This is a genomic window from Paraburkholderia sp. Cy-641 (genome assembly GCF_011752945.1).
GTDB lineage: Bacteria > Pseudomonadota > Gammaproteobacteria > Burkholderiales > Burkholderiaceae > Paraburkholderia.
Map to the genome: position 1 here is coordinate 1 of NZ_VWWM01000030.1, position 20,348 is coordinate 20,348.

At 63.9% G+C, this 20,348-nt stretch carries 17 protein-coding genes; 10 read left to right on the top strand and 7 right to left on the bottom strand.

All coding sequences use genetic code 11. The features are described 5' to 3' along the window. From F3J20_RS17815 to acnA, 4 genes are all read left to right on the top strand, one after another. On the top strand, positions 1–167 hold a 167-nt coding region (locus tag F3J20_RS17815; protein ID WP_275691470.1), incomplete at its 5' end, for a citrate/2-methylcitrate synthase. A gap of 104 nt (positions 168–271) precedes the next feature. Further along, the gene (locus F3J20_RS17820; RefSeq protein WP_167039065.1) at positions 272–793 is read left to right on the top strand and encodes a hypothetical protein; all 522 of its coding nucleotides are present in this window, start codon (positions 272–274) and stop codon (positions 791–793) included. A gap of 29 nt (positions 794–822) precedes the next feature. Continuing rightward, positions 823–2,286 (top strand): bifunctional 2-methylcitrate dehydratase/aconitate hydratase, encoded by a 1,464-nt coding sequence (locus F3J20_RS17825; protein WP_167039063.1) that lies wholly within the window; start codon positions 823–825, stop codon positions 2,284–2,286. Between the two features lie 42 nt (positions 2,287–2,328). Further along, entirely contained in the window at positions 2,329–5,043 is a 2,715-nt protein-coding gene (acnA, locus tag F3J20_RS17830) for an aconitate hydratase AcnA (RefSeq protein WP_167284072.1), read from the top strand. 119 nt (positions 5,044–5,162) lie between these two features. Here the strand turns inward: acnA and F3J20_RS17835 are convergent, their stop codons facing one another. Further along, on the bottom strand, positions 5,163–6,614 hold the full coding sequence (locus F3J20_RS17835) for an MFS transporter (protein WP_275691468.1): 1,452 nt from the start codon (positions 6,612–6,614) through the stop codon (positions 5,163–5,165). Between the two features lie 212 nt (positions 6,615–6,826). Between F3J20_RS17835 and F3J20_RS17840 the strand changes: the two genes are divergently transcribed. Further along, a complete protein-coding gene (locus F3J20_RS17840; RefSeq protein ID WP_167284073.1) occupies positions 6,827–7,870 on the top strand; it encodes a LacI family DNA-binding transcriptional regulator in 1,044 nt (347 codons plus the stop codon). Positions 7,871–7,943: 73 nt separating this feature from the next. Here F3J20_RS17840 and F3J20_RS17845 read toward each other — a convergent pair whose 3' ends face one another. The 4 genes from F3J20_RS17845 to F3J20_RS17860 form a co-directional block, all read right to left on the bottom strand. After that, on the bottom strand, positions 7,944–8,714 hold the full coding sequence (locus tag F3J20_RS17845; protein WP_167284074.1) for an SDR family oxidoreductase: 771 nt from the start codon (positions 8,712–8,714) through the stop codon (positions 7,944–7,946). Beyond that, positions 8,711–9,907, bottom strand: a complete 1,197-nt coding sequence (locus F3J20_RS17850) for an aldose 1-epimerase family protein (protein WP_167284075.1) — start codon at positions 9,905–9,907, stop codon at positions 8,711–8,713. The genes F3J20_RS17845 and F3J20_RS17850 overlap by 4 nt, the downstream gene beginning before the upstream one ends. An 84-nt stretch (positions 9,908–9,991) precedes the next feature. Then, positions 9,992–10,906, bottom strand: a complete 915-nt coding sequence (locus F3J20_RS17855; protein WP_167284076.1) for a sugar phosphate isomerase/epimerase — start codon at positions 10,904–10,906, stop codon at positions 9,992–9,994. Between the two features lie 106 nt (positions 10,907–11,012). Beyond that, positions 11,013–12,104 carry a Gfo/Idh/MocA family oxidoreductase gene (locus F3J20_RS17860; protein ID WP_167284077.1) on the bottom strand — a complete coding sequence of 364 codons (1,092 nt, stop codon included), beginning with the start codon at positions 12,102–12,104 and terminating at the stop codon, positions 11,013–11,015. Between the two features lie 348 nt (positions 12,105–12,452). On the opposite strand from F3J20_RS17860, the gene F3J20_RS17865 reads away from it, so the two are divergent. After that, positions 12,453–13,463: a LacI family DNA-binding transcriptional regulator gene (locus tag F3J20_RS17865; protein ID WP_167284078.1), complete on the top strand. Its 1,011-nt coding sequence runs from the start codon at positions 12,453–12,455 to the stop codon at positions 13,461–13,463. Positions 13,464–13,515: 52 nt separating this feature from the next. On the opposite strand, the gene F3J20_RS17870 is transcribed toward F3J20_RS17865, so the two are convergent. After that, complete coding sequence (locus F3J20_RS17870; protein ID WP_205299328.1) at positions 13,516–14,778, bottom strand: LacI family DNA-binding transcriptional regulator; 1,263 nt, start codon at positions 14,776–14,778, stop codon at positions 13,516–13,518. Between F3J20_RS17870 and F3J20_RS17875 the strand changes: the two genes are divergently transcribed. The 4 genes from F3J20_RS17875 to F3J20_RS17890 are packed head-to-tail and all read left to right on the top strand — an operon-like array spanning position 14,768 to position 19,305. Beyond that, positions 14,768–16,069: an MFS transporter gene (locus F3J20_RS17875; protein ID WP_167284079.1), complete on the top strand. Its 1,302-nt coding sequence runs from the start codon at positions 14,768–14,770 to the stop codon at positions 16,067–16,069. The genes F3J20_RS17870 and F3J20_RS17875 overlap by 11 nt on opposite strands. A gap of 24 nt (positions 16,070–16,093) precedes the next feature. After that, positions 16,094–17,320 (top strand): CoA transferase, encoded by a 1,227-nt coding sequence (locus F3J20_RS17880; protein WP_167284080.1) that lies wholly within the window; start codon positions 16,094–16,096, stop codon positions 17,318–17,320. Then, a complete protein-coding gene (locus F3J20_RS17885; protein ID WP_205299329.1) occupies positions 17,317–18,459 on the top strand; it encodes an extracellular solute-binding protein in 1,143 nt (380 codons plus the stop codon). The genes F3J20_RS17880 and F3J20_RS17885 overlap by 4 nt, the downstream gene beginning before the upstream one ends. Positions 18,460–18,519: 60 nt before the next feature. Further along, the gene (locus F3J20_RS17890) at positions 18,520–19,305 is read left to right on the top strand and encodes an enoyl-CoA hydratase/isomerase family protein (RefSeq protein WP_167284081.1); all 786 of its coding nucleotides are present in this window, start codon (positions 18,520–18,522) and stop codon (positions 19,303–19,305) included. A 59-nt stretch (positions 19,306–19,364) separates the two neighbouring features. Here F3J20_RS17890 and F3J20_RS17895 read toward each other — a convergent pair whose 3' ends face one another. Next, on the bottom strand, positions 19,365–20,339 hold the full coding sequence (locus tag F3J20_RS17895; RefSeq protein WP_167284125.1) for a GlxA family transcriptional regulator: 975 nt from the start codon (positions 20,337–20,339) through the stop codon (positions 19,365–19,367). Between the last annotated feature and the right edge of the window lie 9 nt (positions 20,340–20,348).

Consider the following 20,348-nt stretch of genomic DNA (forward strand, 5'->3'; position numbering starts at 1 on the left):
TGGGCGTGCCGACCGCGATGTTCACGCCGATCTTCGTGATCGCGCGCACGGCGGGCTGGAGCGCGCACATCATCGAGCAGCGCATCGACAACAAGATCATCCGGCCGAGCGCGAATTACACCGGCCCCGAGAATTTGAAGTACGTGCCGCTAAATAGGAGAAAATAGCGCTCGCTGCGCGCTTTCGAAGCGCGCGCAGTTCAACCCGCGCGGCCCCCGGAACCGGTCTCCCGTGCACTGTTTAACTGAAATTAGATAGAAAGGTTTTCTCCATGAAAAAGCTGATGATCGCCGCCGTGATTGGCGCCCTGTCCACGACGATGCTGTCCGTCTCGACTGACGCCGCCGCGCAAACGGCGACCACCACGAAGCCGACCACCAAGCCGGCTGCCAAGAAGGCCGTCGCCAAGCGTCCGGAACCGCGCCGCCTGATCAAGCGCAAGCCGAACCCGGCGAAGGAAGCGAAGGTCGATCCGGTACCGGACGGCGCCGAAAAGTGGTCGTGCAAGGACGGTCTTTCTTTCGAAATGAAAGGCGACATGAAGCGTGACCAGATCGTCACGGTTCACTGGGCCAACAAGAACTACAACCTGCCGCGCGAAACGACCACCACGGGCGCGGACCGCTTCCACGACGCCGCAAGCGGCATGGACCTGGTCGTGATCCCGACCAAGGCGATGCTGTTCCAGGACAAGGACAGCTCGCGTCTCGCCGACGAGTGCCAAACCGCAGCCATGGCGCAAGGCGCGCCGGCAGCGACGCAATCGAACGCGATCAACAAGCTCGGCAACTAACTGATTTCCGCCGTCAGGAACGCTCCCCGATGTCTGCTCCGCTGATGTCAACGATATCGAACGTACGACCCGCCCCGGACACCGTCCTGGCGGATATCGTCGACTACGTTCTGAACTATCGGATCGACAGCACGCTCGCGCTGGAAACCGCGCGGCACTGTCTGATCGACACGCTCGGCTGCGGACTCGAGGCGCTCACCTACCCGGCCTGCACCAAGCTGATGGGACCGATCGTGCCGGGCACGATCGTCCCCAACGGCGCCAGGGTGCCCGGCACGTCGTTCCAGCTCGATCCGGTTCAGGCCGCCTTCAATATCGGCGCGATGATCCGCTGGCTCGACTTCAACGACACCTGGCTTGCCGCCGAATGGGGTCATCCGTCGGATAACCTCGGCGGAATTCTCGCGACGGCCGACTGGCTCTCGCGCACCGCCATCGCAGCGGGCAAGGCGCCGCTGACGATGAAAGACGTCCTGATCGCAATGATCAAGGCGCACGAAATTCAAGGCTGCATCGCGCTCGAAAACTCGTTCAACCAGGTCGGGCTCGATCACGTGCTGCTCGTCAAGCTCGCCTCGACCGCCGTGGTCGGCCAGCTGATCGGCCTCACGCGCGACGAACTGATCAACGCGGTATCGCAGGCGCTCGTCGATGGGCAGGCGCTGCGCACCTACCGCCATGCGCCGAACACGGGCTCACGCAAATCGTGGGCAGCCGGCGACGCGACTTCGCGCGCGGTGCGCCTCGCGCTGATTTCGAAGACCGGCGAGATGGGCTATCCGTCGGTGCTCACGGCAAAAACGTGGGGCTTTTACGACGTGCTGTTCAAGGGCAACGCGTTCAGGTTCCAGCGTCCGTACGGCTCGTACGTGATGGAAAACGTGCTGTTCAAGATTGCGTTTCCGGCCGAATTCCACGCGCAGACCGCCGTGGAAGCCGCGCTCGCGCTGCATGCGCAACTGGCCGCGCAAGGCCGGCGCGTCGAAGACATCAGCAAGATCACGATTCGCACGCACGAAGCGGCGCTTCGTATCATCGATAAGAAAGGGCCGCTCGACAATCCGGCCGACCGCGATCATTGCCTCCAGTACATGGTCGCGGTGCCGTTGATTTTCGGCCGCCTCACGGCCGCCGATTACGAAGAGTCGGTCGCGCGGGACGCACGCATCGACGCGCTGCGCGCGAAGATGGCATGCGTCGAAGACGCGCAATTCACGAAGGATTATCACGACCCGGAGAAGCGTTCGATCGCCAATGCATTGACGATCGAATTCGACGACGGGGCGAAGTTCGACGAAGTCGTAGTCGAATACCCGATCGGGCACAAGCGCCGTCGCGAAGACGGTATCCCGTTGCTGGTCGAGAAGTTCAGGACCAACCTCGCGCGGCGCTTTCCGGTCAAGCAGCAACTGGCGATTCTCGGCGTGTCGCTCGATCAGGCCAGGCTCGAATCGATGCCGGTCAATGAGTACGTCGATCTGTACGTCATCTAGGTTAAGTACTGTAGTTCCGCGATCCAAACCAAGGAAAACACCATGGCCCACAACCTCCACAAAACGCTCAAGGAATTCGACAGCGGTTCCGGCAAAGGCAAGTTCTACTCCCTGCCGCAACTCGGCAAGGCACTGAACATCAAGATCGACCGCCTGCCGGTTTCGATCCGTATCGTGCTGGAATCGGTGCTGCGTAACTACGACGGCAAGAAAATCGCCGAAGAACACATCACGCAACTGGCGAACTGGAAGCCGACCGCCGCGCGCGTCGACGAAATCCCGTTCGTCGTGTCGCGCGTCGTGCTGCAGGACTTCACGGGCGTGCCGCTGCTCGCCGACATCGCCGCAATGCGCGGCGTCGCGAAGGCCGTCGGCAAGAACCCGAAGTCGATCGAGCCGCTCGTGCCGGTCGACCTCGTCGTCGACCACTCGGTGCAGATCGACCACTTCCGCGAGAAGGGCGCGCTCGACCTGAACATGAAACTGGAATTCCAGCGCAACAACGAGCGCTACCAGTTCATGAAGTGGGGCATGCAGGCATTCGACACGTTCAAGGTCGTGCCGCCGGGCGTCGGCATCGTTCACCAGGTGAACCTCGAATACCTCGCACGCGGCGTGCACAAGAAGGCTGACGGCGCGGACACCGTGTACTACCCGGATTCGCTCGTCGGCACCGACAGCCACACGACGATGATCAACGGCATCGGCGTAGTCGGCTGGGGCGTGGGCGGCATCGAAGCCGAAGCCGGCATGCTCGGCCAGCCGGTGTACTTCCTCACGCCGGACGTGGTTGGCGTGAACCTGAAGGGCAAGCTGCGCGAAGGCGTGACCGCCACCGACCTCGTGCTGACGATCACCGAACTGCTGCGCAAGGAAAAAGTGGTCGGCAAGTTCGTCGAGTTCTTCGGCGAAGGCACGCGCTCGCTGTCGCTGCCGGACCGCGCGACGATCGGCAACATGGCGCCGGAATACGGCGCGACGATGGGCTTCTTCCCGGTCGACGAAAAGACCATCGACTACTTCAACGGCACGGGCCGCACCGACGCCGAAATCTCCGCGTTCGAAAACTACTTCAAGGCGCAGGAACTGTTCGGCATCCCGAGCGAAGGCGACATCGACTACACGAAGGTCGTCACGCTCGATCTCGGCACGGTCGCGCCGTCGCTGGCCGGTCCGAAGCGTCCGCAAGACCGCATCGAAATCGGCAACGTGAAGTCGACCTTCAGCGACCTGTTCTCGAAGCCTGTCGCCGAAAACGGTTTTGCGAAGAAGGAAGCTGATCTCGACGCGCAATACACGACGAGCAACGGCGTCGACGTGAAGAACGGCGACGTGCTGATCGCCGCGATCACCTCGTGCACGAACACCTCGAACCCGAGCGTGCTGCTGGCTGCCGGTCTGCTCGCGAAGAAGGCTGTCGAGGCTGGCCTCACGGTCGCGCCGCACATCAAGACGTCGCTGGCGCCGGGATCGCGTATCGTCACCGAGTACCTGACGAAGACTGACCTGCTCAAGTACCTCGACAAGCTCGGCTTCACGCTGGCCGCTTACGGCTGCACGACCTGTATCGGCAACGCGGGCGACCTGACGCCGGAACTGAACGAAGCGATCACGAAGAACGACATCGTCGCGGCAGCGGTGCTGTCGGGCAACCGTAACTTCGAAGCGCGTATTCACCCGAACATCCGCGCGAACTTCCTCGCCTCGCCGCCGCTCGTCGTCGCCTACGCGATCGCCGGCAACATCACGCGCGACCTGATGACCGAGCCGGTCGGCAAGGGCAAGGGCGGCAAGGACATCTACCTGGGCGACATCTGGCCGACCAGCGAAGAAGTCAACGCGCTGCTGAAGTACGCGCTCGACGCCGACGCGTTCCGCAAGAACTACTCGCAGCTCACGAAGAAGGGCGACCTGTGGAGCAAGATCGAGGGCGAGGAAGGCCAGGTCTACGACTGGCCGAAGTCGACCTACATCGCCGAGCCGCCGTTCTTCGGCAAGGACTTCTCGATGACGCCGGACACCAGCATCGCGCCGGTCAAGGGCGCGCGCGCACTGGGCATCTTCGGTGACTCGGTCACGACCGACCACATCAGCCCGGCCGGCTCGATCAAGGAAGACTCGCCGGCAGGCAAGTGGCTGAAGGCGAACGGCGTGCAGAAGGCCGACTTCAACAGCTACGGCTCGCGCCGCGGCAACCACGACGTGATGATGCGCGGCACGTTCGCGAACGTCCGTATCAAGAACCTGATGATTCCGGCGAAGGCGGACGGCACGCGCGTCGAAGGCGGCCTGACGATTCACCAGCCGAGCGGCGAACAGCAGTCGATCTACGACGCAGCGATGAAGTACATCGACGCCGGCACGCCGACCGTCGTGTTCGCGGGCGAAGAGTACGGCACGGGCTCGTCGCGCGACTGGGCGGCGAAGGGCACGCAACTGCTCGGCGTGAAGGCCGTGGTCGCACGCAGCTTCGAGCGTATCCACCGTTCGAACCTCGTCGGCATGGGCGTTCTGCCGCTGCAGTTCAAGGGCTCGGATAGCGTGCAGTCGCTCGGCATCACCGGCGAAGAAACGTACGACATCGAAGGCCTCGGCGACGACTTCAAGCCGCAACAGGAAGTCACGCTCGTGATCCACGGCAAGGACGGCGACAAGCGCGTTCCGGTCCTGCTGCGTATCGATACGCCGATCGAAGTCGACTACTACAAGCACGGCGGGATTCTGCCGTTCGTGCTGCGTTCGCTGCTGGCTGCTTAAGCTCGGCGACGACGCAAACAGCCTCGCTGTTTTGCAGGGGCTGCGTCCTGTGGAGGGCGCAGCCGACTTTGAAGCCCGACCTTTGGTCGGGCTTTTTTTGTCAAGATTCGAACAGGCAATCAGCGACTCGCCGGCTGCAGTTCAAAACGTTGAATCTTTCCGACGACGAACAGGTAGCAGACGATTGCAATGAGCGCATTGGCGCTCACGAACACCAGCGCGGCCGCGAACGAACCCGTCCCCTGGACCAGATAGCCGATCACGATCGGCGTGGTAATGCCCGCGGTGTTGCCGAACGTGTTGAATAGCGCCGCGCACAGGCCGCTTGCCTGCTTCGGCGCGGTGTCCGCGACGACCGCCCAGCCGAGCGCGCCAATGCCCTTGCCGAAGAAAGCCGCGGCCATGATGCCGACCACGATCCACTGATTGTCGACATAGTTGCAGGCGATCATGCAGGTCGACAGCAGCATCCCCACGACAATGGGCACTTTGCGGGCCGCCGTCGTGGAAAAGCCGTGCTTCATCATGCGGTCCGAAATCACGCCGCCGAGCACGCCGCCAAGAAAGCCGCATATCGCCGGAATGGACGCGACGAAGCCGGCCTTCAGAACGGACATATGGCGCTCCTGCACCAGGTAAATCGGAAACCACGTCAGGAAGAAATAGGTCAGCGTGGTGATGCAGTACTGTCCGACGAAGACCCCCATCATCATTCTGTTTTTCAGAAGCTGCCCGACCACGCCGGACGATTTCGCAGCCGCGGACTGGCCCGTCGATTGCGCCGCGCGGCGCTCTTCGGCGAGCACCGGGTCTTCGAGATCGACAAGCGCGCCGCCGTCGGCGATGAAGCGGACTTCAGCCTCGTTCGCGAGCGGATGGGCTTTGGGCGCATAGACCGTCTTGACCCAGATGCCCGCGATCACCACGCCGATCCCGCCCATCGTAAAGAACACGTACGGCCAGCCGTAGGCGTGCGTGATCCAGCCCATCAACGGCGTGAAAATCACCGCCGCGAAGTACTGCGCGGAATTGAAGATGGCGCTGGCGGTGCCGCGTTCGTGCGTCGGGAACCATGCCGCGGTCAAGCGCGAATTGCCGGGGAATGCCGGTGCTTCGGCGGCGCCGACCAGAAACCGCAACACGAACAGCGTGGCGACGGCCATCACCGCAGGCAGCAGCGTAACCACCCCCTGGAGCGCGGTCAGAATCGACCAGAACAGGATGCTGCCGGCATACACCCGCCTTGTGCCGAAACGGTCGAGCAGCCACCCGCCCGGTATCTGCGCGATCACGTACGACCACGCGAACGACGAAAAGATGTACCCCATCTCAACGGGGGACACGCCGAGCGAATGCTGGATCGACGAGCCCGTGATCGAAATCGTCGCGCGATCCGCGAAGTTCAGGGTCGTGACCACGAACAGCATCGCAACGATCAGGAATCGCGCCCGGCTTCTACCGGCATGCGGATCGGTCCGCCCCCCGGCCGAAGGCAGCGAGCCTGCTCCGAGGTCCGGTCCGGGTGCCGCGCTGCCCTGCATCTCACCTGTATGCCCAGGTCCTTGTCGCATCTGTGCCTCCGATTTTTATCAGATGTCCTATGACTTCGACAGATTATGTTTGCGCAAACATTTTTAAAATAAGGGTTTCCCCGGTGTTTTAGGCTATCTAAACATACGATGTCATATGATATATATCGCGTTTTCCCAGACCTTTAACCCCGGCACACAACGGGGAGGCGGAAAAAATCCGCTTAAAATAACGTCCACCGACGGAGCAAGGAATGGACGAAGCTTTGACACAAGACGCCGCAGGACAGGCCCCCCGGACCGGCGCGAGCGTTACCCTGGAAGATGTGGCCCGGGTCGCGGGCGTCACCGCGATGACGGTGTCCCGCGCACTGAATCGCCCCGAACTCGTCCGCAGTGAAACGCAAAAGCGGGTTATCGAGGCGGTGCGCAAGACGGGCTACGTGCCGAACATGCTGGCCAGCGGATTGACGAGCAACAGGAGCCGGCTGGTGGCCTTGCTGTTGCCCACCATTGCGACGTCCATCTTTACGGATATGGTCCAGGCGCTGATGCACACGCTGTCCGCGTCGGGCTACGAGACCCTCCTCGGCCTGACGGAATACTCCTCGATGCGCGAGGAAGAACTGGTTCGCACCCTGCTCGGCCGGCGGCCCGACGGGATCGTCCTGACCGGCACCGACCACACGGACCTCACGCTCGAACGGCTGAGCCAGGCCAACGTGCCCATCGTCGAGATCTGGGACCTCACCGATAAGCCCATCGACATGCTGGTCGGGTTCTCGCACGAGGCGCTCGGCTCGGCGGTCGCGCGGCACCTCATGGAAAAGGGCTACAAGCGGTTCGGCGTCGTTTCCGCGGACGACCCGCGAGGATTGAGGCGGAGCCACGCCGTCATCAACGAACTGCAAAAGCACAGTGCGTCGCCAATTCCCCTTGAAGTGCTCCCCGCACCGGCGACGCTCCAGACCGGCAGGGAAGGCCTGACGCGGATGCTCGAAGCGGGGCTGCCGGAAGTCATCGTCTGCAGCACCGATACGCTGGCTCAAGGCATTCTGGCCGAGGCGGCAAGCCGCGGCCTGCGCATTCCCGAAGACGTCGCGGTCATGGGATTCGGCGACCTGAGTACGGCCGCTCATGTTTATCCCGCGCTATCGACCGTGCGCGTCGATGGAGCCGCGATCGGCAAGACCGCGGCCGAAGCGTTGCTGGGCCGCTTCGGTGCGCGCGAGAGCGCCTCTTCGGCGCCCGTTCGGGTCGATACGGGGTTTTCGATCATCGACCGGGCGAGCGCATAGCGGCGCGTGCCGCGATTGATATGCGCGGTATCGACGTCTCAAACAGCGGACGCGTGCGGGCTCACGCGCACGATCAGCGCATCACCCATCCCCCATCCACGGACAGCGTCTGCCCGGTAATGAACCCCGCTTCCTCGGAGGCGAGAAAGACGACCGCGGCGGCAATATCGTTCGCGTGGCCGCGCCGCTTGATGGACTGGCGCTCGAGCACCATGCGCTCGTAACCCGGCAGGTCGGGATGGATGGCCTCGGCCGCCGTCGGAAATGCGCCCGGCGAGATCGCATTGCAGGTGATGCCCTCGGCGCCGAACTCCCGCGCGAGCGCGCGCGTGTTGCCGACCATCGCGCCCTTGGATTCCACATAGGGCTGCAACCGCTCCCAGCCGCCCGAAAGCGTGATGGACGCGACGTTGATAATGCGGCCCCATCGCTGTTCGCGCATGCCCGGCAGCGCCGCGCGAACGATCTGCAGTGCGGCCGAAACGTTCACGCGGTAAATCAGCGCGCGCTCGTCGTCGGAATACGCTTCGAAAGGCCTGGACGGATAAATGGCCGCGTTGTTGATGACCACATCGAGCGGCGCCTCGGCCGTCAGCCGGTCCAGCGTCCGCTGCAACGCGGCTGCGTCGGCGAGATCGATCTGCAGGGTTTGCAATGAGTCGGCGAACGCGGGCCCCGCCGCGTCGCGCAACCGCGCCAGCGCCTCGACGTCGCGATCGAGCGCGAGCAGGCGCGCGCCCTGCCGCAACAGCGCCAGGCTCATGCCGTGGCCGAGCCCGCCCGCCGCGCCGGTCAGCAACACGCGCCGGCCACGCAAGGAAAACTGCATCGCTTGCGCGCTCATACGGCGGCTCCTCGTCCTTCGCGTCCGCTCAACGGCGCAAACTGGCCGGAGAGTTCGGGGTAGTCGTCGGACGGCTGTTCGGCAATCGCGCGAATGCGCCGCTCGCTGCCGGCAATTTCATCCGCGCCGGCGAGGATGCGGATGTTGGTCCGATAGCGGCGCTCGTCGCCATGTTCGAGCCAGATCAGTTCGCCGCGCTCGCGCGCGCCGCCTTCTCCGAGCACGTGATTCGTCGAGGGCTCGATGCCGAGCGCGTACTGTCCGGCCTGCAGGTTCTGCCATTGATACTGACAGGGAAACTGGTCCTTGCGGGTCGTCACTTCCACGCCGATGCCGAGCCGGTCGTTGACCAGCGCCACGGGCACGAGGCCCGCGTCGTCCGCCTTCATTTCGTGCTGCCAGACCTGCTCGTGAAAACCCAGCTGGGGCGCCGGCATGCGCCGATAGCCGACTCCCTGGGCACGGTACGCATCGGCATGTGCCGCCCATACCGCGTGCCGGATCGGCGCGAGGTAGCGGGCGCCCTCGTCGAGCACCGGGTAGCCGATGTTCAGGTGGTAGCACAGCATGTGCGGCGTGCGGTAGAAACCGCGATTGACCACGCGGTCGCTCAGTTGAATGTCGTTGGTGCCCACCTCGATCTCGATGCGCCGATGCAATTCCAGGTGCTCGCCGAACACCGTGCCCTGCGAAACGATGCCCTCGGCCCACAGGAAGCAGCGCTCTCCGTCCCAACGCTCGCCATAGCCCGCGAGGCGCGCCGGGATCGTGCCGACCCGGCCGTGGATCGAGTGCTGCACCTTCTGGCGCGGCTTGTACACGTAGTTGTCCGCGGGCGCGTCATGCATGAAGAGGATATGGTCCAGCCCGCAGGTGACCATCAGGCCCGAAAACGACCGCAGCCAGCCGAGACCGCCCTCGCCCTCGTACTCGTGCAGGCCGGGATGCCGGAAACCGGCGGGCGAATGCCAGCCCACCGCATAGCCGCGAAACTCGCAGTCGGCGATATCCATCGCGCGATCCACCAGCACGGTAAAGCGCAGACCCGTGCCGCTGCGAAACTCCAGTTGCCGGATGCCGCGCTCCAGGCCATCTTCGAGCGTGACCAGTCGCACGCCGGCAAACTGGGCCAGTTGTCCGCAGCGCGCTTCGATCTGCTGCCGGTTCATCGTCGTGGCGTATAGCTGCACCATGTGTACGTCTACTCCGGAAACCGGCACTCGCGGTGCCGGGTTGATGTGGAAGGCGGGAACTCGCGGCGCGGCGGCGCGCCATTTTCAAACCCCGTTGGCGCGCAGCTTGCCGTCCAGAAACGCCTTGGCGCGCGGCACGTCGTCTTCGGTCAGGTGCTCGATGATGATGGGGATGTTGGGGTGACGCTTCGCGAGGCGCCGCAGGTACAGGTCGTAGTTCAACGCGCCGAGCCCCGGCGCCGGTAACTCGATCTCGCCGACACCGCGAAACGTATGGCTCTCCGCCGCATCGGCATCGCCGATATCGGAGTGCTTTTCCGACTTGTCGCCGCCGGCACGTTTGACGTCCTTCGCGTGAGCAATGCAGATCTTGTCGGACAGCGCATCGAACACCTGGTTGAGCGTCTTGTCCATCTGGTCGATGTTATGGTCTTCGAAGTAATTGGTCGGGTCCATCAATAACCCGAGTCCCGGATGATCGACTTCGGCGAACATGCGCAGGGTTTCTTCCACCGAGCCGACGACGTTGTTCACGTAGGTTTCGAGCAGGAACACGGCGCCATGATCATAAGCATGCTGCGCCAGTTCCTGAATCACGGCCCGGCATTGTTCCCAGCCTTCCTCGGTCTTGTTGCGGGGGTGATGAACCCAGTCGCTGTCGGTCGCGAACGTACCCGTCTCCGAGATCACATACGGCGAGCCCAGATACTGCGCATGAGCGATGATTTCCTTCAGATAGTCATTGCGCCGCTGCCGTTCCTGCGCATCGGGATGCACGATGTTGGTATAGCCGGAGATGCATGAGACCGGCAGGTTGTGATCGCGGAACGTGTTGCGGATGCGCTCGCATTTGTCCCGGGTGATCTGGCCGCGGCCGAGGTCCATGTCCTTGAAGTGCAAGTCCAGTTGCACGGTGTTGAAGCCGTGCGCGCGAATCTTGCCCGCCGCGGTGGCCAGGTCGTACGGAAAATAGCCTGAGAAAATGCCGGGTTGAATCATCCTCTGTCTCCTTGGGATGAGCCGGCCGCCTCATGGGGCAACCGGTTGCCTGCCTGCCAAGTGGTCCTGCGGGAACGGAAACGGCTGGGAACCTGAGGCAACGCTCCTAGCCGGGAAGCGGAATTTCGGTCATGCGCACGGTACGGCGCTCGGTGGCGGACCGATACGCGGCCTCGACCAAGGCCATGGTCCTGACGTTGTCGGCCACCGTCAGCGCGGGCTCGGTGCCGCTCGCGAGCGCGTATTGCAACTGCTCCATCACGCCGATGAAAGCGTGCGGGAACCACATCGTCGACCATTCGGGCGTGACCCACTGGCCGTCCGTCATGCGTTGCGACGCGTAGCTCAGCGTGGAGGGCTTGCCGTGCGGCCAGCCGATCGTGCCCTTCGCCACGCCCTCGGTGCCCTCGACGCGCCAGTTGATGTATTGATCGTCCGCGAAACCGTCGTGGCGCGGTCCGGCCCAGACATCCTCGAGCGAGAAGGCGATCACGCCCGAATCGAACCGTAGCGTCGTCCCCACGATGCCGTCCTGATGCGCGAAGCGCGTACGCGGGTCGGTGCGCACCACGCTGGTGACTTCCGTGGGCTCGCCGAACAGATGGCGCAGAACATCGAGGTGATGCACGCTCATGTTGGACAACGTGAGCCGGTCGTAGCCTTCGAGAAAGCCCTGCCAGTGCGGAATCGCATGCATGTCGATCTGGGCCAGCACCGGTTCGCCGAGCGCGCGTTCATCGAGCAGCTGCTTGAGCACGCGCATGGACTGGTCGTAGCGCATGTTCTGGTTGACCGACAGAAGCTTGCCGGCCCGGCGCGCCTCGTCGCGCAACGCCAGCGCTTCCGGCAACGACAGGGCCAGCGGCTTTTGCGCGAGCACGGCCTTGACGTGGGGTGCCGCCAGCGCGGCGCGAATCAGCGCGGGTTGTTGATCGGGGGGAAACGCGATGTCCACGATCTGCACCTCGGGATCGTCGATCAACGCCTGGGGCGTGTCATGCACGCGCCCGATCGACCATCGCTGCGCCACCGCCTGCGCCCGGCCGGGCGTGCGCGAGGCGATCGCCGCGACCTTGAAGCCGGCCTCGCGATAGGCGGCCAGATGGCAATCCGCCATGATCATGCCGGCGCCGATGCAGCCAATGGTGTAGCCGCGTTCGCGCACAGGCGCATCGGGTTGGAAGCCGATTACGGACATGCTCGTCTCCTGTTGGTATCGGCCGGCGAAAACCGCCCCGCTCGCCTGCCGGGGGCCGATCGATCGCCGATCCGTTTAGACGCGAATATCACATCTTTTTTATTTGAATGCAACATCATTTTGCTTACTAATTTCACTTTATTAACATCAATTTGATGTTATCGCTATTCCATGCTGCCAGTCTGCTGCGACCTGAAACGCAACGCCTGTAATGCCTTACCGGTGCGAGAGATGAGCCTCAAACCACAAGCCGTAGTCAGCCAGTATCAACCCATCAAAATGAGGCAATTCAATCAAAATGATGTGATATGATCGGCTCATGAACCCAACCACCGAGCCAATCACGCCATGACCCGCGCCACCATCACGGCCATTGCCGAAGCCGCGGGCGTCTCGACCGCCACGGTGGACCGCGTCCTGAACGGGCGCGAAGGCGTGCGCAGCCACACCCGCGACCACGTGCTGGCCGTTGCACGCAAGCTCGGTCACGCCGGGGAAGCGGACCAGGGCGCCCAGGCCGGCATCCGCCTGAGCTTCGTCCTGCCCGCCGGCGACAACAGCTTCATGTCCCTGCTGCATCAGCATCTGCTGGTGGAAGCGCAATGCCGGCCGGAAGTCCAGGCAAGAATGCATCTGGTCGAGGGCTTCAACGCCGAAAAGCTCGCCGCCCAGTTGCATCAACTGAAGGGCAATACCGATGCGGTCGGGCTCGTCGGGCTCGATCATCCGCAGGTTCGCGATGCCATTGCCGCCTTGCAGGCAAGCGGCGTCCATGTCTGCACGCTGGTCTCGGATATCCCGACGTCGGCGCGCATGGCCTATGTGGGTATCGACAATCGCGCGGCCGGGCGTCTCGCCGCATGGCTGCTGGGGCGCTTCCTGCCGCAGGGCGTGCCGCAGGAAGTCGCGGTGTTTCTCGGCTCGCTGGCCTACCGGGGACACGAGGAGCGCGAAATGGGATTTCGCGCGTTGCTCAGCGAAGAGTTTCCGCACATCAGGATCGCCCGCATGCTCGAAATCGGCGACGACCGTGCCCGCGCCTACGAGCTGACCCGGCAGATGCTGCAGCAGGGAACGCCCGCAGGCATCTACAACATCGGCGCGGGCAATTCGGGAATCGGCCGCGCCTTGCAGGAAACCGGGCTGCAACGCCAGATCATGTTCGTCGGCCATGACCTCACCCACATTTCCCGGCAATTCCTGCTGGATCGCACCATGGACGCGGTCATCGAACAGAATCCCCGCGTCGAGGCGCGCGAAGCGGTCCGGTTGCTGGCGTCGGCGGTGCGTGGGCAAACCGAACCGACCTATATGCCCCGGCTACAGGTCATCTTCCGGGAAAACATTCCGCTGAGTTGATGAGCGCACGGGCCTGACAAACAGGCCCGGCCTGCAACACAACCCCGTAAAACTAGGTACTTTCTCTGACGACGAGATCGAAGCCCACGTCGAGCGCCTCGGTCTCCAACGGCTGCTTGTTCAGGCGGCGCACGAGCAGGCGTGCCGATTGCGCGCCGATGTCGCGTGCCGGCACATGCACGGTCGTCAGTCCCGGATGCAACTGCCCGGCAAAGTCGTAGTCGCCAAAACCCGTGATGGCGATTTCATCAGGAACCCTGATGGACGCGCCGATGCACTCGAGCAACGCGCCACCCGCAAAGACGTCGCTCGAAAACACGATCGCATCCGCCTCCGGGTAACGCTGCCTGATGTCGTGGAAAAGCTCGGCGCCGACGCTCATCGATAGAGGCCGGTCGCGATAGATCACCTCGCGCACCTTCTTGCCCTTGAAGTGTTCCGCGACGCCTTCAAGAAAGCCCGCGTGGCGCTGCTCGGCCCGATAGTCGCCCGGAAAGATGACGGCGGCAAAGGCGAGCTTTTTGTAGCCACGCCCGGCGAGATGCGCCACCACCGCGCGGGCGGCGTCGCGATTCGAGAAGCCGACCAGCATGTCGATCCGCTCCTCGGTCCAGTCCCAGGTTTGCACGACGGGAATCCCCGCCTTGCGTAGCAGCGAAATCGTCTCCGGACGATGCACCGTGCCGATCAGGCAGACGCCATCGGGACGGCGGCCCAGCATGCTGCGCACGAGTTCGTACTCTTTCTCGGGCGAGTAGTCCGTGTGACCGAGAAAAAGCTGATACCCCTCGGTCAGCAATACGTCGGACATGCCCTGCACGGTCTCGGCGATCACCGAGGCCGCGAGCGTCGGAATGATCATCGCGATCGTCTTGCTGCGGTTGGACGCCAGCTGGCTCGCGGAAAGATTCGGTACGTATCCGGTGGCCTCGACCGCGGCCGTAATGCGCGCGAGCGTGTGCCCGGCGACCGTGTCCGGAAATCGCAAGGCTCGCGATACGGTCTGCGCCGACACGCCCGCCTGCGCGGCGACCTCGGCCAGCGTGACCGTATAAGAAAGCGATTTGCGACGTGATGCGGGCCGATCCATTCCTGCTCCAGTTAAGGGTTTGCCGCCGATGCGGCGGTGCAAACCATCATTTTCGTCAGATTTCCGCGGTTCCACCACCTTCACCCCCTGCGCCGGGTAAACACCTGGTTTCGATCGCCACATCTCAACGCTAACATTAACGCTAACATTAGCGCTAGCGAAAATTTCGTTCGAGTCGCGCAAGTACACAAAGAAGGGACCAAAGGAGACAAGGATGGCCGGCACTTCCCAACCACGGCAGAAGCTGTGGATTCCCCTTACCGCCAGCGCGGTAGGGACGTTCGTCGAATGGTTCGACTTCATTCTGTACGGCGCCGCGTCCGCCTTGATCTTCAACAGACTGTTCTTCCCGAGCTTCGATCCGGTCACGGGCACGATGGCCGCCTTCTCCGCCTACGCGGTGGGCTTCTTCTTCCGGCCGCTCGGTGGCGTGGTGTTCGGTCACTTCGGCGATAAATACGGCCGCAAGCCCGTGCTGATCGTAACGCTGTGCATGATGGGGCTGTCGACGGCCGCGATCGGGCTGCTGCCCACGTATCAGCAGATCGGCATCTGGGCGCCCGTCATGCTCGTCGTTCTGCGCATCGTCCAGGGCTTGGGCGCCGGTGCGGAATACGGCGGCGCGGTGCTGGTGGCAGCCGAGGCCGTCAACCGGCGGCACGGCTTTTTCGCCAGCTTCCCCGCGGCGGCAGTCGATCTGTCGCTGGTCTGCGCAACCGGCGCGATCGCGCTGTTCAGCCTGATGCCGAGCGAGCACTACCTGACGTGGGGCTGGCGCATTCCGTTTGTCGGCAGCCTGCTCGTGCTCGCGTTCGGCCTCTTCGTACGCCGCAATCTCAAGGAAACGGACGACTACCGGCGCGGCACCGACAGGCAGGCGCGCAAGATGCCGCTGCGCACGCTGCTGCGCGAACACAAGGCTCGCCTGCTGGTCGCCATGGGGGTCAATCTCACCCCGAGCCTGTCCTACGTTTTCCAGATCTTTGCGTTGTCCTACGCAACGAAGCAGCTGCATATGCCGCAGGACACGATCCTGATCGGCGTGATCCTGTCGGGCATCTGCGGTGCGATCGCGACCGTGGGATTCGGCGCGCTCTCCGACCTCGTCGGCCGGCGCACGGTGATTTTCGGCGGCGCGATCTTCGTCTGCCTGTTCGTCTTCCCGTTCTTCAGGATGCTCGACAGCGGGACGCCGTGGATCGTCTGGGCCGCGGTCGTGCTCGCCCATCTCGGCGAACGCGCGGTCTTCGGCGTGCAACCGGCCTATTACCGCGAGCTGTTCCCGGTGGAAGTGCGCTACAGCGGCATTTCGGTCGCTCGCGAGGTGACGGGTTCGCTGATCGCCGGCCCGCTGCCGCTCGTCGCCACCGCGCTGATCGCCTCGACGAGCGGACAGACATGGCCGCTGGCGTCTCTCGTCATCGGCCTCGCGGGTCTGACCGCCATCTCGATCCTGTGCGCGGGACGACTCGATCGCCCGGCCGCCAACACGAACCCAGCCACGGCGAACGGCTGATACTTTTTATAGGAAGCATGCAACATGCAAAAGAATGAACCCCGCGGCGCGCTGAGCGGATACCGCGTACTCGACTGCTCGATCGCAATGGCGGGCCCGTTCGCGGCGCAACGCCTGGGCGACCTCGGCGCGGACGTCATCAAGGTGGAACCGACCACCGGCGAATGGCAACGCCACACTTCGGCGGGCGGCGCGCGCGGCAACCAGATCAACGTCTCGTTCCTTTCGCTGAACCGCAACAAGCGTTCCGTCGCGATCGACCTGAAGGCCGAAGAAGGGAAAGCGGCCCTGTACGAACTCGTCAAGAGCGCGGACGTGTTCCTGCAGAACTACCGCCCCGGTGTGGCGAAGCGGCTCGGCGTCGACTACGACACGCTCAAGGCGCTGAATCCGAAGCTCGTGTACGTCTCGATGTCGGGATACGGCGAAGACGGCCCCTACGTGCAGCGTCCGGGCCAGGATCTGCTGCTCCAGGGGATGTCGGGTGCGATGCTGTCCGCCGGTCGTGCGGACGAACCGCCGCAGGCCGCGGGCCAGTTTCTCGTCGACGCGGTCGCGGCCTCGACCGCGTTCGAAGCGGTCCTCACTGCCCTGCTGCATCGCGAGCGCACCGGCGAAGGCCAACTGGTCAAGGTCAACATGCTCGATGCGATCGTGACGCTGCAGATGCAGGAGCTGACCGTCTTCACCCAGGGCAAGGTGCCGCAAAAGCGCAGTCACGAGCCGCATGGTCACGTGTTCATTCGTGCGCCGTATGGTGCTTTCGCCACCCGCGACGGCTACATCATCGTCGCGTTCCCGCCGCTCAAGAAATTCGGTGAGCTGATCGGTGAGCCGAGCTTTCTCGACATGGTCGACGAAGTCGACGGCTTCGCACGCCGCGATGAGATTTTCGCGCGCACGCGCGAGCGTCTGACCGCGCGCACGAGTGAGGAATGGCTGGCACTGTTCGCCGAGCACGATATCTGGGCGGGGCCGGTCTACAGCTATGCGGACGTCGTCGAAGATCTGCAGATCCGGCACAACGGCACGTTCGTCGAATACGAGCACCCGACCGAAGGCCTCGTCAAGGCGCCGGGCTTCCCGTACCAGTTCGAGAAAACGCCCGGTTCGGTGCGGATGGGCGCGCCGCTCGTGGGCGAACATACGCGCGAAATCCTTCGTTCGGCAGGCCTCGACGATGCGGCCATCGACGCTCTGGTGGCGCGCGGCGTGGTCAAGGAGCATGCGCACGAAACGGAGAAGGCATGATGCGCCCCTACCGCGCACTCACCTGGGATCATCCGCGTGGCTATGACGCGCTTGCCGCCGCAGCAAGCGCGCGGGCGGATCTCGACGGTGTCGATATCCAATGGGAAAAGCAGCCGCTGGAAGGCTTCGAGTCGCATCCGATCGAGGAACTGTGCAGCGCGTATGACATCGTCGTGCTCGATCATCCGCATCTCGGCGAGGCAGTCGCGCGCGGCTGCCTGCAACCGCTGGAAGCGCTGTTCGAAGCGAGCGACATCGCCCAGTGGCAAGCGCAATCGATCGGTCCGTCCTTGCGCTCCTACCAGATCGGCGGACAAACGTGGGCGTTGCCGCTCGACGCCGCGGCACAGGTCATGGCCTGCCGGCCCGACCTGCTCGACGCGCCGCCGCCCGCGACGTGGGCCGACGTAATCGACCTTCCGGCGGCCACGCCCGTCGCGCTTTCTCTGGCGGGACCGCACGCGATCCTGACGTTCATGTCGATCGCGGCGACGCTCGGCGAGCCGATCGGCTCGCTGGAACCGGGGGTTTTCGTCTCGGAGCCGACGGGCCGCAAGGTACTGGACGTGCTCAGGGCGCTGTATCGCCGAACCGCCCCAGAGACGATCGCGCTCAACCCGATCCGGATGCTCGACCTGATGAGCTCGACGGATCGTCTCGCGCTGTGTCCGCTGATCTTCGGCTACGTCAACTACTCGCGCGGCGCGACGACCTCGCGCGCGGTCCGTTTCGCGGATGTGCCGACGTTCTCCGGCGCGCCGTCGGAGGCCACCTCGGTTATCGGCGGCACGGGCATCGCGCTCAGCACACGCTGCGAGGCGACGCCGGCGCTCCTCGCGCATCTGCGCTGGCTGCTTTCCGAACCGGCGCAACGCGAGTTCATTCCGCAGCATGCCGGGCAGCCGAGCCACCGGGCCGCGTGGCATGACGGCCGCGTGAACGAACTGACGCACGGCTTCTTCGAGCGGACTTCGCGAACACTCGAACAGTCGTGGGTGCGGCCGCGCTTCGACGGCTACATCGCGTTCCAGACCGAGGCGTCGGCCATGGTCAGAGACGCGCTCGCGCGCGGCGCCGGCGATGCCGATCTGCTGAACGGGCTTCAGTCGTCGTACCGGCAATGCTTCAAACCCGTCTGAATACCCGGCCATGACTAGGCAATGACCAAGAAACTATCAGGCAACTACCAGGAAGCGAAAATGAGTGAGCATGTTGAAGGTTCCGTGTCGTTCGAGGTGAGCGACTTCGTTGCGACGGTCACGTTGAATCGCCCGACCAAACTGAATGCGATGACGCCGATGATGGCCGCACAGGTCGTCGAATACATGAAGCGCTGCAACGAGGACGACGCGATTCGCGCCGTCGTTCTGACGGGCGCGGGACCGAAGTCGTTCTGCGCGGGCTCCGACATCGGCACGCTCGACGACTACACGACGCCGTGGAATTTCCGCAATCGCCCCGACTATTGCGACGCGGTGCGCGGCCTGCTGAAGCCGTCGATCGCCGCAATCAACGGATACGCGTTCGGCGGCGGCCTAGAAACGTCATTGAGCTGCGATATCCGCATCGCGTCGGCCAATGCGCAATTCGCCGCGCCGGAGATCAAGCTGGGCTGGATCGGCGGCGGCGGCATGGCGGCCTTCCTGGTCAACTCGATCGGAGCCTCGAATGCCGCGCTGATGCTTATGACTGGCGACCCTATCGACGCCGAGCGCGCACTCCAGTGGGGGCTGATCAGCGAGGTTGTCGAGAGCGCGGAGCAGGTCTTGCCGCGAGCGCAGGACGTCGCCCGGACCATTGCGCAACGCGCGCCGATCGCGGCGGAAACCGCCAAGTCGAATCTGCACGCGGCATTCAACATGCCGCTGGAAAACGCGATCCAGTATGAACGCGATCTGCAAACCATCTGCTTTGCCACCGACGACGCGCGCGAAGGGCGTGCCGCGTTCAAGGAGAAACGGCAGCCGGTTTTTTCGCGCAAGTAGGGTTGGGGAGCGGCAGGGGGGGTTGTCGTGAGGGTTGCCCCGCTCCACGATTCCATTGTTCAGGAAAACGAAAACCGCTCCCTATACACCTGCGGAGCAACTCTCAACAAACGGACGAAACTGCGCCGCATGCTTTCCTCACTACCGAACCCGCAACGGGTTGCAATGCGTTTGACCGGCCACGAGGTCTCGCCGAGTAGTCGCTGTGCCGCTTCGACCCGAAGTTGCTCAACCGCGCGCGCCGGCGTGCGGCCCGTTTCCGCCTTGTAGTGACGCATGAAGCTGCGTTCGCTCATGTGGAGCCGTCGGGCCAGCGTGGGAACGGAAAGATCGGACGCAAGGTGCGCCGTCATCCACGCATGCAGTTCGCCGAACCGGTCATCCGCCTTTTGCATCGACAGCATGGCGCTGAACTGCGACTGGCCGCCCGGCCGCTTCACGAAGACGACGAGCTCGCGGGCAACGTCCAGTGCGACTGAACGGCCGAGGTCTTCTTCCACGAGCGCAAGAGCGAGATCGATTCCCGCGGTCACGCCGGCGGATGTCCAGATAGCGCCGTCGCGCACGAAGATCGGATCGGTTTCCACGCACAGCTTCGGATAGCGGTTCGCGAGTTCGTCGCAGCGGGCCCAGTGCGTGACCACGCGCCGCCCATCCAGCAAGCCGGCCTCGGCCAGCAGGAACGCCCCCGAACACACGGAAGCGATGCGTTGCGCCCGGCCGGCTTGCCGCCGTGTCCAACGCGTCAGGCGCGCATCCGCCGATGCCGCGGAAACGCCGCGCCCGCCCGGAACGACAAGCGTATCGACGGGCCCTCTCACGGAACCGATGGAACGCGCCAGCAAGGCCACGCCCGAGGACGACGTCACGAGCCCGGCCTCGGCGGCAACGAGCCGGGGTGCATAGGGTTCCGCGAGCCCACGCTGCACGGCCAGCTCGTTGGCGGAAGCAAAAACCTGCAATGGCCCGCTGACGTCGAGCAGCTGGACGTCCGGAAAAGCAAGCATCAGGATAGATCGCGCTTCGGCTGGCATGACGTGGCA